Below are 13,405 nucleotides of genomic sequence, written 5' to 3' on the forward strand. Positions count from 1 at the left end.
TAAAAGCCTCACAGGTAACACCCATGAGGCTTTTATGATTTCATTTTATATTATTTCAATGTTGCTACCGCGTCTTTGATGCGTTTTACAGCTTCTTCCAGCGCCTCGTCAGCAGCTGCGGTCGAGATACGGATGCAGTTAGGCGCACCGAAACCAGAACCTGCTACGGTTGAAACATAAGACCTGTGCAGTAACCAGTTCGCGAAATCGTCTGAATCATTGATGGTCGTTTCTCCATCCGATTTTCCGAAGTAATAGCTCACATCCGGGAAAGCGTAGAACGCACCTTGTGGTACATTCACTTTGAAGCCCGGAATATCTTTCAGCAAACCTACAACCAGGTCACGACGGCGATGGTATGCTTTCGCCATTTCGATTGAAGGCTCTTTTGGGCCGTTGAATGCCGCTGTTGCCGCTTTTTGGGCGATCGAGTTCGTTCCGGAGGTAACCTGGCCCTGCAATTTCTCAACGCCGTCGGCGATCCATTTAGCAGCCGCGATGAAACCAATCCGCCAGCCTGTCATCGCGTAACCTTTCGCCACACCGTTCACGGTGATCACCCGGTCTTTCAATGCAGGAATGGAGCCGATGCTGAAATGGCCCTCTTCTGTGAAGTTGATATATTCGTAGATTTCGTCGGCCAGCACGTAAACACCTTCGTGTTTTTCGAGTACTGCTGCGATATCCCTTAATTCTTGCTCTGAATAAACAGCGCCTGTCGGGTTGTTTGGCGACGCATACATCACTATTTTGGTACGAGGCGTAATTGCAGCTTCCAACTGGTCGGCAGTGACTTTGAAGTCGTTCTCAAACGCACCGTCTACAACCACCGACTTTCCTTCGGCCAATTTCACCATTTCTGAATAGCTCACCCAGTAAGGCGCAAAAATCACAACTTCATCACCTGGGTTTACCAAAACCTGGATCACATTCGCCAGTGAATGCTTGGCACCAGTTGAAACCACGATATTCTCTGGTTTCCAATCTATATTATTGTCGCGCTTTAACTTGTCAGCAATAGCCTTTCGCAGATCTGGATAGCCTGCTACGGGTGAGTAACCATGAAAACCATCGTCGATAGCTTTTTTAGCGGCCTCGCAAATATGTGCGGGCGTCTTAAAGTCTGGCTCCCCAACACTCAGACTGATCACTTTATGGCCTTGGGCGGCCAGTTCACGGGCCATTTTGGTCATCGCCAGCGTCGAAGATTCTTCGAGGGCGTTGATCCGGTCAGCCAACAACCGTGTTTCCAACCGGGTTTGCTCTGCTACTGCGGACATTGCAATGTTTTAATTAAGTTAAAGAAGGTACTGCGAACTGTATCAACAAATTGCCCGCAAAGGTACGGGTTTTTTAATAGGTGCATTGTATTATGCGAAGAAAGATTTATTCTCATCGTACCAATTAGCAGGCGGCAAACGCTGGCTCACTTAAATAGCCCACCAACAACGATATTTGTATATGGACACACCAATCACTATTGAAGAAATCATTTTTTTGGCCAATGTACCTGAAAACCTGCATGCATCTTTCCTGCGCGTCGCGAATGGATTGCATCAACGTGCTAAATATCCGAAAGAGAAGGTCTTGCTGATGCTTGTCAAAATGCTGAGCGAACCTAAAAAACATGCTTTTTCGAGAAATAAGGTAACCAATCTGGCGCAAGCGGTTTATGATCTTCGAAGGAACGGAACAGAAATCACACTGACTGACGATGGTAGGGAATTGCTATCCAATGAAGAAGCTGTACTGACGTTGGAAGAACAGAAACCACAAAATAAGGACACATTCAGTCTCCGCGAGGACAAATTGCACTACGCCGTTTTCGGTAAGGAACATATCGAAGAAGGTGCATTACTGCAAATGGAAACCGCCATTAGCTTACCCATTTCTGTCGCTGGCGCATTAATGCCTGACGCGCACCAGGGTTATGGTCTGCCCATCGGCGGCGTGCTCGCTACGGAATCCGACAAAGTTATCCCCTATGCGGTAGGCGTCGACATTGCCTGCCGGATGTGCATGTCTGTATTCGACATTCCGACGGACTATCTGAAACGTGAGCCGCATTTTTTGAAAAAAATTCTGACCGAAAACACCAAATTCGGCATGGGCGGAGAAATTGCTCGCAAATACGACGAAAGTGTCATGGACCAGCCGGAATGGGGAGCCACGAAAGTGATCCGGGGACTTAAAGATAAAGCTTACCGGCAGTTGGGCACATCGGGTACCGGTAATCACTTTGTAGAATGGGGAGTTGTGGAAGTATTTGAAGATGACGCGCTTTTAAACTTACCAAAAGGCGAATACCTGTCGCTACTATCGCACTCGGGCTCCCGTGGCTTTGGCGGCAATGTGGCCAATTATTATTCCAAACTGGCCATGCAAAAAACGGTACTCCCCAAGCAAGCCGCCCACCTTGCCTGGCTCGATCTCAAAACCGAACAGGGTCAGGAATACTGGATCGCGATGAGCCTTGCCGGCGACTACGCTTCGGCCAACCATCATGAGATACACAACAAAATGGCGAAATCTTTGGGTGAAAAGCCTCTTAAAATCATCGAAAACCATCACAATTTCGCTTGGAGAGAAAAGCTTGCCGATGGCCGCGAAGTGATAGTGCACCGAAAAGGCGCTACTCCCGCCGGAGCCGACGAACTTGGCATTATCCCCGGCTCCATGAGCCAGCCGGGCTACGTTATTCGCGGTAAGGCCAATTCTTCGTCCATTAATTCTGCCTCGCACGGCGCGGGGCGCGTCATGTCACGCACGAAGGCGTTCACGACTACAACGCGCAGCCAGATGAACCAAATTTTACAAGACAATGGCATTCAGCTTATTGGCGGAGATTTGGACGAATCGCCGATGGTTTACAAGAATATCGATGATGTCATTGCGGCGCAATCCGAGCTCGTGCACGTGCTGGCGAAGTTTTCGCCTAAGATTGTCAGAATGGCGGACGCGAATCGGAAGGAAGGAAGAGAGGATTAGATTCGGGTTGACAACGACCTTATTCGATTCCTAGTTGTGCCTTCACCTCCTCCAAGCTATGCCAATTTTTGATCTCAGATGTTATCCTGACGGCCCTCATATAATCTGAAAGGTCTTCAAGGCTGTCAAAACCGGAAAGCTCACGAAGTAATGTTTCGTACTCCTGGATAGGCAAAATGGCAAATTTAGGCTTACCATTCTCTTCTATGATTTGTGCATTTAGGTTCATCAGTATATCTCTTTTCTATGTCCTACATCAATAACCTCTAAAACTTCGAATTCCTTATATTTATTGAACAGGACCCTGTAATGACCAACTCTTAAACGATACACTGCTCGCGGGTGATTTTGGAGACATTTAACGTTACTCTTTAAAAGCGGAAATTTTGCCGATTCTTCGAGCTCGGAAATAATTTTTTTAGCGTCCCGCTTCGGTATAGATTTCAGGCTCTTCAAAGCTCGATCCGTGAAAATCAGTCTGTACATTCGAGATCATAGTGTGTTTTCTATAAAGTTAAAACACCTCCCCCAAATTCACAAACAGCCCCCGTGACCCATCCATTCCAAATCCATAGTCAATACCAATATTCGCCCCGGAGGTTTTATTAACCTTAATCCTAATACCTAAGCCTCCTGCCGGAGCTATTTTCCGGAAGCTTTTGGAAGGCCAGTCCGAAACGCTCTGTGCATTAGCAAATAGCACCCCGCCGAAAAGGCCGTTTTTGGTCAATGCGAAGCGGTATTCAGATTCGAAATAGAGCAGGTTGGTGCTGCGGAAGCGGCCCTGAATATAGCCTCGACCGATGTTATTAGTCGGGTCCCAGCCGGTCGCGGGAAGATCGAGGTAGGGAGGCTTGCCGATGGTAAGCCAGTTATAATTCCAGAATGCCAGGGTGTTTTGGCTTCCGTTTGGCAGGTTGAAATAGCGGCGAACGTCGATTACAACCGATTGCCAGGTGTTGGTGCTCCCCAACTTCTTCATGTTCGGGCGGACCTGGACGTTACTGTAAAAGCCCTTCAAGGGATTAATGGAGTTGGTCCGGCTATCGTAAGCCAGCGTAAAAAGCGGTCCGACTGAGGAGGATTTCTTCCCCAATCCATAATCTTTCACATCCTGATTAAGCTTCTCTTCATTATCCGACTGCATGATCTGCCACCTTTTATCATAAGCAAAACCCAGTCCGACGAAAAATGATTTGCCGATCCTTTTCAGCACGGTCTGATGCAAGCGGAGATGTTTGTATTTTATTCCGGTCGCATCGGCGATTTTCGAATCCGGGCCAAGTCCGTAAGTATCCTGCGGGTATTTGAAAAAACGCCAATCTACCACGAAATTGTAGTTGTTATGCCGCGTCCAGATGTTTGCCTGGACAGGAATGGTCATCTGCTTGTACTCGGTGTAAATGAAATTGGTCGTAATGCTGGAAATATTAGTCGTTTTGGGGCTGCTGGTATAAAATGCGATGTTCGCATTGAGCGAGCCTGTGAGCCCGGACGAGAGTGTGTAGCCGCCTGCTGGTACAAGCGAAAAAATTGGCTTTCCAGATTCGATCTTCGGAACCCTGACGGAATCAGATTTGTCCTTGGATTTCCACTTCCGAAGTACATCAATCAGGTCTTTCTGCCCCACCTTTTGTGCTGAGTCGGCGGTTGCGACGGTGTCTTGAGATACTGCCTGACTTATGGCAACATAGTTTCCAGCCCACAAACCATTCACGGTCAGCATCATGAGCGAGGTTGCTATGAGAAATAATTTGATCACCAGGTCGGGTTTGTTAAGCACGTTACTAGTAATATATAATAAAATAGTACCCGCCACAAAAAAAGCCACCGGCTTCTCACGAACCCGGTGGCTTAATGCTATGAAATATGGCTTTTATGCTAATGCCGCCTTCAAATTGGTATCAATCGCCTCAAGGAATTCTTCTGTGTACAGGTAGTGATCCCCGTGTTTCACATCATTTCCGTGGAGACCAATTGCCAGATCCTTGGTCATTTGTCCACTTTCCACAGTTTCGATACACACTTTTTCAAGCGCGTTAGCGAAATCGATTAGTGGCTGGTTGCCGTCAAGCTTGCCACGGAACGCCAAACCGCGTGTCCATGCGAAGATGGAAGCGATCGGATTGGTAGAAGTTGGTTTTCCTTTCTGGTGCTCGCGGTAGTGGCGGGTTACTGTTCCGTGCGCTGCCTCAGCTTCCATTACTTTTCCATCCGGCGTAACCAAAGTGGAGGTCATCAGACCCAGTGAACCGAAACCTTGTGCAACGGTATCGGACTGAACGTCACCGTCATAGTTCTTACAAGCCCATACAAAGTTACCTTCCCATTTCAATGCGGAAGCTACCATGTCGTCGATCAGACGGTGCTCATAATGTACTTTTCCTTGGTATTCGGTTTCGTATATTTCCTGGAAGATATCCTTGAAACGACCGTCGTATTTTTTAAGGATGGTGTTTTTGGTAGAAAGGTAAAGAGGCCATCCTTTGTCCAAAGCCACGTTGAAGCATGAGCGTGCGAAACCGCGGATCGACTCGTCGATGTTGTACATAGCCATCGCTACACCAGCGCCTTTGTATTGGTATACTTCGTGCTCGATTACCTGTCCATCTTCGCCTTCGAATTTAATTGTCAATTTACCTTTTCCAGGTACAACGAAGTCGGTAGCGCGGTACTGGTCACCAAATGCATGGCGCCCTACGATAATTGGTGCCGTCCAGTTGGTAACTAATCTTGGAACATTTTGCATTACGATCGGCTCACGGAACACAGTACCATCAAGGATGTTACGGATGGTTCCGTTAGGCGATTTCCACATTTGTTTCAGGTTGAACTCTTTTACGCGGTCTTCATCAGGAGTGATCGTTGCGCATTTGATACCCACGCCGTATTCTTTGATAGCGTTCGCTGCATCGATGGTAACCTGGTCATTAGTCTCGTCGCGGTACTCGATACCCAAATCGTAGTATTTGATATCTACGTCGATGTAAGGCAGGATGAGTTTTTCTTTGATAAACTTCCAGATGATGCGGGTCATTTCATCGCCATCCAGTTCTACGACGGGATTGTCAACTTTAATTTTGCTCATTCTTATACAATAGTTAAAGATTTTGAAATCAGACCGTGAAAGTACGAACAATAGAATAAAAAGGCGAAATTTCCTCAACTTGCGACCTAAAAAAGACGGTATTCGCCCATGAAAAAGGCTGCATTGAGAAAGGAATTTTTGCAAAAAAGAAAGGATGCCGGTGAGCCCTGGTTAACCGAATCAAACGCATTGATCGCCCGGAATCTAGAAAAATACGTTCGGGAAAACCGGTTTAAAACACTTCATACATTTCTGCCCCAACTGGGTTCCCGCGAAGTGCACACGTTTTATATCATCGAACTGTTTCGGGCAGCGCTGCCGGAAATGCGCATTGCGGTCCCATACATTGTGCCTGGTACGCGTGATATGAAGCACTTTCTTTTAACGCCTGACACGCATTTGGTTGTAAATCAATGGAAAATTCCTGAGCCGGATCCCGTCACCTCTCAAAGCATATTACCCCAGGAAATAGACATCGTCCTGGTTCCCCTCCTCGCGTTCGACCGAAGCGGTTACCGGGTTGGTTATGGCGGCGGCTACTACGATCGGTTCCTGCCCCAAACACGCCCTGAATGCATCAGAATGGGTCTTTCGATGTTTGAGGTAAGCGATAACATCGACGATATTCATGAGCTCGACATCCCGCTGGATGCCTGCATTACACCTGCTCAGCTTTATCATTTCAGTCATTGAGAAGCCTGGCAGTGGAATCAGTTTTGTACGTCACCGATGCTTCCTTCCTGAATTTTAATGCAACAAACAGCTTTCCTGGCCTATCATTCTAAAAAAGGTCGTAAATTTGCGGCACTTTTCGCAAGGAGGTGTGAGCTTTTAAGCGAGGGTAAATCATATTCTATCCATTTTTAATCTTAATGCAAGAATGAAAATCGCAGTAGTAGGCGCTACCGGTTTGGTGGGCGGCGAAATCCTCAAAGTGCTCGAAGAGCGTAATTTCCCGGTGACGGAGTTATTGGCCGTTGCATCTGAAAGATCTGTTGGCAAGGAAGTTACATTCAAGGGTAAACAGATAAAGGTGATCGGCTTCGAGGATGCGATTGCAGCCAAACCTGAAATTGCCATCTTTTCGGCGGGTGGTGGCACTTCACTGGCCCTTGCACCGAAATTCGCGGAAGCGGGCATTACCGTGGTAGATAACTCCTCTGCATGGCGCATGGACCCGACCAAAAAACTGGTCGTTCCTGAAATCAATGCAGGCGAATTGACAAAAGAAGATAAAATCATCGCAAACCCGAACTGCTCGACCATTCAAATGGTGGTGGTTCTGAACCCTTTGCACAAAAAATATAAAATTAAGCGTGTGGTCGTTTCCACCTACCAATCGGTAACCGGAACGGGCAAAGCGGCTGTGGATCAATTGTTCTCCGAACGTGCAGGTGATCACAGCAAGGACAAAGTGTACCCGCACCAGATCGATCTGAACGTGCTTCCGCACATCGATGTATTCCTCGATAATGGCTATACCAAAGAGGAAATGAAGATGACGAACGAAACGAAGAAGATCATGAACGACGATAGCATTGCCGTTACCGCTACCACCGTTCGTATCCCGACAATCGGCGGTCACTCTGAGGCCGTTAATATCGAATTTGAAAATGAGTATGACTTGGAAGAAGTTCGTCAGATATTGGCTGAAACCGAAGGCGTAATCGTTCAGGATGACCCGAAAAATGCATTGTACCCAATGCCATTGACAGCGCATGGCAAAGACGAAACTTTTGTTGGCCGTATCCGTCGCGACGAATCTCAGCCTAAAACACTGAATCTGTGGATTGTAGCTGACAACCTTCGTAAGGGAGCTGCTACCAATGCGGTTCAGATCGCCGAGTTTTTGGCGAAGCATGAGCTGGTTGGAGTTGCCGCAGAAGCGTAATTTTCTAGCATATTTAATAATACAAAAAACCGTCCCGGGGAGCTCGGAGCGGTTTTTTGTATTATTAGGCAAACAATTAATTCTCCATTGCTATCTATCGACTTCGCCCATGACAATATCGATAGATCCTATCACTGCGACTAAATCGGCAAGTAATGCACCTTTCGAAATTTCTCCTATGACAGAAAGGTTATTGAACGAACAGGCCCGGGCCTTGCAGCGAACGGGAACGTCGGAACGCCCATCAGTCCGGAAATAGAAGCCTAATTCCCCTTTTGAACTTTCCCCACGGGCGTAGAAATCCATGGCTTTCGGGCGGATTTTTTTCGGTACCATCGCCTGCGGGTCGAAATCGCGGGTTCTTTTATAATCTCCTTGCAATTGCACCAGGCATTGCTCGATCATTTTCAACGATTCCTGGCATTCCACCACCCTAACCCACGTGCGGTCCCAGCAGTCGCCAACGGTTCCCAGCTTTCCTTCACCAATGGGCACTTCGAAATCCAGTTCCGGGTAAACGGAGTAGCCATCGACTTTTCTTAAATCATATCGCAATCCCGAGCCGCGCAGCATTGGACCGGTGCAACCATAATTAATGGCCACATTCAATGGCAACACGCCGACGTTCGCCGTTCTTTGGATGAATATTTTATTATCCACCACGAGTTGCTGCAATTCGAGCAGCTTTGGTTTCAAATATTTGATGAATTCTCCGCAACGCTCTTCAAAGCCCACCGGCAGATCGTAGAACAGGCCGCCTATCCATATATAATTGTATAGCATCCGCGCACCGCAGGTCCATTCGAGCAGGCGCAGGATCTGTTCGCGGTCGCGCATCATCCATAGGAAGGGCGTGTAAGCGCCTATGTCCATTGCGTATGTCCCCAATGCTACAAAATGTGACGCCAACCTGTTCAACTCAGCCACCACTACGCGGATATACTCAATGCGTTTTGGGATATCATTTTGAATGCCAAGCATTCTTTCAACGCCCATCACATACGCGTGCTCGGAGTTCATTGCCGCCACGTAATCCATCCGATCAACGTAAGGAATAATCTGGTTGAAGGGTAACGATTCGGCATGCTTTTCAAAGCAGCGGTGCAGGTATCCCAAATGCGGTACCACATCGATCACCACTTCTCCGTCGGTCACGACTTCTAGCCGCAATACCCCGTGCGTAGATGGATGTTGTGGGCCTATATTGAGCACCATCTCCTCGGTACGAAGGTTTTCGGAGTTGTATTTAGTGGGTACCGATGCAACAAAATGCTCGGGTTTATATTCGTATTGGATAGAATTGCTCATACCTAAAACCTGACTAGCTTCTGATCATGTACCTCTACGCGTAATGGCCCGATGGGGCGACTTTCGTTGTGCAGGCGATCCACAGCCGTAACATAATAAACATATCTTTTGCCCGATTCGGCAGTCATATCCACAAATTTTTCACCTTCATAACACATTCCCAGAATGCGGCGCGGGTCATGGGCCGTTGCTTTTTCTTCCGGCGGAAAGCGGTAAATGACATAGTACCAGGCCTTGTCTCCGTCCGCAGCAGCATCAGGCTGGTCCCAGGTGAGCTCGATCCCTCGGGAAAGCAAAGTAGCTTTCAGGCTTCTTGGAACTAATGGCGGGATGCGGTCCTTCCAGGGCATCGTCGGGACTAATGCGGGATATTTGAAAAGGTCCCTGCGCAGCGAATCCACGAATCCCAGGCTGTTGGCGCGTAATGAACGCGAGCTGAAAAAAATCGACCCGTCGGCCTCCGCGTCCCGGAAATAACGGATCTGATTAGGTATCTCCGTGGGGTTCGACCAATGCGTGTCCTTGTCTTTGTAGCCGACCCGGTACGCGCCCATACCTATATATAAATGGCGCTCGAACCGGTTCTCATTCCACCAATCGACCAGGTTTTTGTAAGGTACTCTATTGAAACCGGAAGAAAAATAAACTTGCGGGGCAATATAATCTATCCAGCCTTCTTTTACCCACCGGCGGCTATCGGCAAAAAGGTCGTCATAAGATGCTAGCGCACCGAATGTCTTTGAACCCTCGGCGTCACGGTCTTTATTGCGCCACACTCCGAATGGACTGATGCCGAATTTGAGTTTGGGGTTTAATGCTTCAAGCGCATCATGAATTTGTTTGACCAATAAATCCACATTATGACGACGCCAGTCGGCCTTATTTGTGAAGCCGTCGGGGTACTTTTTGAATGTTGCATCATCCTGTATTACTTGCCCGGGTGCGGCGTAGGGATAAAAATAGTCATCAAAATGGATGCCGTCGACGTCATAATTTTTGGCGACATTGACGGTCATATCGGTGATGAACTTTCGCACTTCGGGAATGCCGAAATCGAACAATTTATATCCGTCGTAGCTCAAAATCCATTCGGGATGCAGTCGGCTGATATTTTCGGAAGAAACGCTTTTAGAAGATTTATGAACAAGTCGGTTCAGGTTCAGCCAGGCGTGGAATTCGAGCCCGCGCTTGTGCGACTCGGCAATCATAAAATCCAGGGGGTCCCACATCGGGTCCGGTTTGCGGCCTTGTACACCCGTGAGCCATTCTGACCACGGCTCCGGGCTCTTGGCATAGAATGCATCCCCCGCCGCGCGTACTTGCACGAACACCGCATTCATACCCACCCGCTTGTGAAAATCGAGCAGGTTTGAGAATTCTTCCTGCTGCTCTTCGGGCAGTAGATTTTTGCTGCTTGGCCAATCAATATTGTCGACAGTGGCAATCCAGACCGCTCTGAACTCTCTTTTCGGGGGCAGATCATTCTCCGTTTCCACGCTCTGTGCCATGCAACTTTCCAGCAAAAACATCATCAAGACGAAGGAAAGCGCAACAATTTTAATTTTTTTCACTATCTGACCAATGCAAAATGTTAATCCGACCAAAGTAACGTATTTTGGAACAAAGTTAGCCGACAACCATCTTAATTTCGAGCAATAACGGTTCGATTTGGATGCGCTTCTGAAAATGGGCAGAACTACCCTTTTCTTGACTTAGTTATATTTTAGCACTGGAATGATGTTTTAATCGGGGTTCCAGGCCACGGTAACAATCGTCGAATATTGTAAATTGTGAATTATTTTTCTGCATATTTATTGTGTAATAACAAGGATTTTTGTGACATAACCGGAAGCAGGATCCCAAATGAAAATACCCTAGTAACGCTTAAACTGTATCCTAATTGGAACCATTTGTCAAAACCACTAAGAAAAACGTCCTGTTCGAAGTTGCATGGGAGGTTTGTAATCAAGTTGGAGGGATATATACTGTAATAAGGACCAAAGTGCCTGCCATGGTTGAAAAATGGGAGGAAAACTACTTCTTATTAGGCCCTTATTTCGAAAAGAAAGCGTCTTCCGAATTTGAGCAAATCCACGACCTGGACGACTCCCCGGCCGGGCGGATTGTCAAAAGAATGCGGGAAATGGGGTTTGTAGTACATTACGGCTATTGGCTTGTAACTGGCAAGCCACGGGTTGTGCTGTTCGATATCGACAGCGTCATCGGCCAGCTCGATGCGATCAAATTCAACCTTTGGGAAAGAAACCGCATTCCGACGATCAATGTCGAGCATCTTGTTAATCAGACGCTTGGCTTCGGCGAGCTCGTGCGTATATTCTTGAAAGAGTATGCAGAGGAAAATGCCAAACGCGAGGAAATCTTCGCGCAATTCCACGAATGGATGGCCAGTAGCGGCCTGCCTGAACTGAAACGCGAGAATGTAAAAGTTGCCATGACATTCACCACCCATGCTACTATGCTGGGACGCTATCTGGCACAGAATGTATCAGGCTTTTATAACAAACTTCCTTTCTTCGATTGGGAACTGGAAGCCAAAAACTACGGCATCCTGGCACAATGCTCTATCGAAAGACAAGCTGCATTGAGTGCGCATGTACTGACGACGGTGAGTGATGTGACGGCCCGTGAATGCGAGGTTTTCCTCGGCCGCATGCCCGACCTTGTCACACCCAATGGCTTGAACGTCGTACGCTTTCAGGCCGTGCATGAGTTCCAGAATCTTCATTTGAAGCATAAAGAGCGTATTCACGAGTTCGTGATGGGGCATTTCTTTCCCAGCTATTCGTTCGATCTGGATAAAACGCTCTACTTTTTCACGTCTGGCCGCTATGAGTATAGCAACAAGGGCTACGACCTTACGCTCGAAGCCCTTGCCCGCCTGAACTGGAAGATGGTGCAGGCGAATATGGACATGACGGTGGTGATGTTCATTGTAACAAAGCAGCCCTACACGTCCGTCAACCCGGATGTACTGCAATCGCGTGCGGTGCTGAATGAATTGCAGGAAACCTGTACCGCCATCGAGAAAGAGGTGGGTGAAAAGCTTTTCCTCGCAACAGCGTCGGGTACGGATCACAAAATGCCGGACCTCAACAATTTTGTAGACGAATATTGGCGGCTACGTTTGAGAAGGACCATCCAGAGCTGGAAAACCGACAAACTTCCCGCATTCGTGACCCACGATTTGAAACAGGAAGACGGCATTACCGATTTCTGCAAACGCGCGAACCTGGTCAATAACGAGCGCGACCGCGTCAAAATCGTTTATCATCCGGACTTTATTGCCTCAACGAACCCGTTATTTGGTCTGGATTATGGCCAGTTTGTACGCGGGTGCCATTTGGGCGTCTTTCCGAGCTACTACGAGCCTTGGGGCTACACCCCACTCGAATGCGTTGTCCGCGGCGTCCCGACCGTCACCAGCGACCTCTCGGGCTTTGGCGATTACATTATGCAAATTATGCGTGATTATGAAAACCGGGGCATTTATGTGATCAACCGCAAGTCCCAAACCTTCTCCCAAGCCGCCGACCAGCTTGCAGATATTCTCTTCAAATTCGTACGAATGCAACGCCGCGACCGCATTATGCAACGCAACCGCGTCGAGAACATCTCCGATGTTTTTGACTGGATGAATTTGCGCTCGTACTATGACACGGCGCATGATCTGGCTGCGAAAAGGCGGAAGCCGTAAAGAGACAATAAACAAAGCCCGGTAATGTGAAGTTGCCGGGCTTTGTTTATTTCAACCAGTGAAATCAATTCTTTATAGTACTTGAAATTTTCGTCGGCTGACACAACCGGCATCTTTTCGGCGTACGCTGTTGCCAGAATAAGCCTGTCGAAGGGATCCCGATGTTGTTCATAAAGCGGGATCGCATTGTAGGTATCGATATGCACCGTTGCTATGGATAGCCCAAGCTACCAATTCTGACACCCCTTGCTCCCTTTTCCGGCGCTAGTAGCTTTTGATCATTCATGAACAAAACAACCACTTCCGATTTCTCGACAGTCGGAGGCATTTCATCCAAAGTCAGAACGCCATTCTCGTAAGTTCCTTTAACCGCAATGTACATTGTTCCTTGCGTGACGATTTATTCAAAATAAAC

At 47.8% G+C, this 13,405-nt stretch carries 12 protein-coding genes; 4 read left to right on the top strand and 8 right to left on the bottom strand.

Translation table 11 applies throughout. The annotated features are described in order from the left end of the window. Positions 1–50: 50 nt before the first annotated feature. Positions 51–1,280 (bottom strand): pyridoxal phosphate-dependent aminotransferase, encoded by a 1,230-nt coding sequence (locus tag LZD49_RS14805; protein WP_234668341.1) that lies wholly within the window; start codon positions 1,278–1,280, stop codon positions 51–53. A 181-nt stretch (positions 1,281–1,461) separates the two neighbouring features. Here LZD49_RS14805 and LZD49_RS14810 point away from each other — a divergent pair, with 181 nt between their 5' ends. Further along, the gene (locus LZD49_RS14810; protein WP_234668342.1) at positions 1,462–2,988 is read left to right on the top strand and encodes an RtcB family protein; all 1,527 of its coding nucleotides are present in this window, start codon (positions 1,462–1,464) and stop codon (positions 2,986–2,988) included. 19 nt (positions 2,989–3,007) lie between these two features. On the opposite strand, the gene LZD49_RS14815 is transcribed toward LZD49_RS14810, so the two are convergent. The 4 genes from LZD49_RS14815 to LZD49_RS14825 all read right to left on the bottom strand — a co-directional run bounded on the left by LZD49_RS14815 (position 3,008) and on the right by LZD49_RS14825 (position 6,076). After that, entirely contained in the window at positions 3,008–3,217 is a 210-nt protein-coding gene (locus LZD49_RS14815) for a prevent-host-death family protein (protein ID WP_234668343.1), read from the bottom strand. Then, a complete protein-coding gene (locus LZD49_RS36065; protein WP_409021322.1) occupies positions 3,217–3,474 on the bottom strand; it encodes a type II toxin-antitoxin system RelE family toxin in 258 nt (85 codons plus the stop codon). Before LZD49_RS36065 ends, LZD49_RS14815 begins: the two co-directional genes overlap by 1 nt. A gap of 28 nt (positions 3,475–3,502) precedes the next feature. Next, positions 3,503–4,750, bottom strand: a complete 1,248-nt coding sequence (locus LZD49_RS14820) for an outer membrane protein assembly factor (RefSeq protein ID WP_234668344.1) — start codon at positions 4,748–4,750, stop codon at positions 3,503–3,505. A gap of 114 nt (positions 4,751–4,864) precedes the next feature. Then, positions 4,865–6,076 (bottom strand): NADP-dependent isocitrate dehydrogenase, encoded by a 1,212-nt coding sequence (locus LZD49_RS14825; protein ID WP_234668345.1) that lies wholly within the window; start codon positions 6,074–6,076, stop codon positions 4,865–4,867. Positions 6,077–6,184: 108 nt separating this feature from the next. On the opposite strand from LZD49_RS14825, the gene LZD49_RS14830 reads away from it, so the two are divergent. Then, on the top strand, positions 6,185–6,769 hold the full coding sequence (locus LZD49_RS14830) for a 5-formyltetrahydrofolate cyclo-ligase (protein ID WP_234668346.1): 585 nt from the start codon (positions 6,185–6,187) through the stop codon (positions 6,767–6,769). A gap of 187 nt (positions 6,770–6,956) precedes the next feature. After that, positions 6,957–7,967 carry an aspartate-semialdehyde dehydrogenase gene (locus LZD49_RS14835; RefSeq protein ID WP_234668347.1) on the top strand — a complete coding sequence of 337 codons (1,011 nt, stop codon included), beginning with the start codon at positions 6,957–6,959 and terminating at the stop codon, positions 7,965–7,967. A gap of 90 nt (positions 7,968–8,057) precedes the next feature. Here LZD49_RS14835 and LZD49_RS14840 read toward each other — a convergent pair whose 3' ends face one another. Both LZD49_RS14840 and LZD49_RS14845 read right to left on the bottom strand, forming a co-directional pair. After that, positions 8,058–9,275, bottom strand: a complete 1,218-nt coding sequence (locus LZD49_RS14840) for an NADH-quinone oxidoreductase subunit D (RefSeq protein ID WP_234668348.1) — start codon at positions 9,273–9,275, stop codon at positions 8,058–8,060. 2 nt (positions 9,276–9,277) lie between these two features. After that, positions 9,278–10,846, bottom strand: a complete 1,569-nt coding sequence (locus LZD49_RS14845) for a family 10 glycosylhydrolase (protein WP_234668349.1) — start codon at positions 10,844–10,846, stop codon at positions 9,278–9,280. 329 nt (positions 10,847–11,175) lie between these two features. On the opposite strand from LZD49_RS14845, the gene LZD49_RS14850 reads away from it, so the two are divergent. Then, positions 11,176–12,990 (top strand): glycosyltransferase, encoded by a 1,815-nt coding sequence (locus tag LZD49_RS14850; RefSeq protein WP_234668350.1) that lies wholly within the window; start codon positions 11,176–11,178, stop codon positions 12,988–12,990. Here LZD49_RS14850 and LZD49_RS36070 read toward each other — a convergent pair. Then, positions 12,945–13,196 carry a PIN domain-containing protein gene (locus LZD49_RS36070; protein WP_409021323.1) on the bottom strand — a complete coding sequence of 84 codons (252 nt, stop codon included), beginning with the start codon at positions 13,194–13,196 and terminating at the stop codon, positions 12,945–12,947. The genes LZD49_RS14850 and LZD49_RS36070 overlap by 46 nt on opposite strands. Positions 13,197–13,405 lie beyond the last annotated feature (209 nt).

Origin of the sequence: Dyadobacter sp. CY261 (assembly GCF_021440085.1) — a bacterium.
Lineage (GTDB): Bacteria > Bacteroidota > Bacteroidia > Cytophagales > Spirosomataceae > Dyadobacter.

What these genes read in the sequence shown, in the direction of transcription:
- LZD49_RS14805 (WP_234668341.1), bottom strand. Translation starts at nt 1,280, where the DNA reads ATGTCCGCAGTAGCAGAGCAAACCCGGTTGGAAACACGGTTGTTGGCT.
- LZD49_RS14810 (WP_234668342.1), top strand. Translation starts at nt 1,462, where the DNA reads ATGGACACACCAATCACTATTGAAGAAATCATTTTTTTGGCCAATGTA.
- LZD49_RS14815 (WP_234668343.1), bottom strand. Translation starts at nt 3,217, where the DNA reads ATGAACCTAAATGCACAAATCATAGAAGAGAATGGTAAGCCTAAATTT.
- LZD49_RS36065 (WP_409021322.1), bottom strand. Translation starts at nt 3,474, where the DNA reads ATGTACAGACTGATTTTCACGGATCGAGCTTTGAAGAGCCTGAAATCT.
- LZD49_RS14825 (WP_234668345.1), bottom strand. Translation starts at nt 6,076, where the DNA reads ATGAGCAAAATTAAAGTTGACAATCCCGTCGTAGAACTGGATGGCGAT.
- LZD49_RS14830 (WP_234668346.1), top strand. Translation starts at nt 6,185, where the DNA reads ATGAAAAAGGCTGCATTGAGAAAGGAATTTTTGCAAAAAAGAAAGGAT.
- LZD49_RS14835 (WP_234668347.1), top strand. Translation starts at nt 6,957, where the DNA reads ATGAAAATCGCAGTAGTAGGCGCTACCGGTTTGGTGGGCGGCGAAATC.
- LZD49_RS14840 (WP_234668348.1), bottom strand. Translation starts at nt 9,275, where the DNA reads ATGAGCAATTCTATCCAATACGAATATAAACCCGAGCATTTTGTTGCA.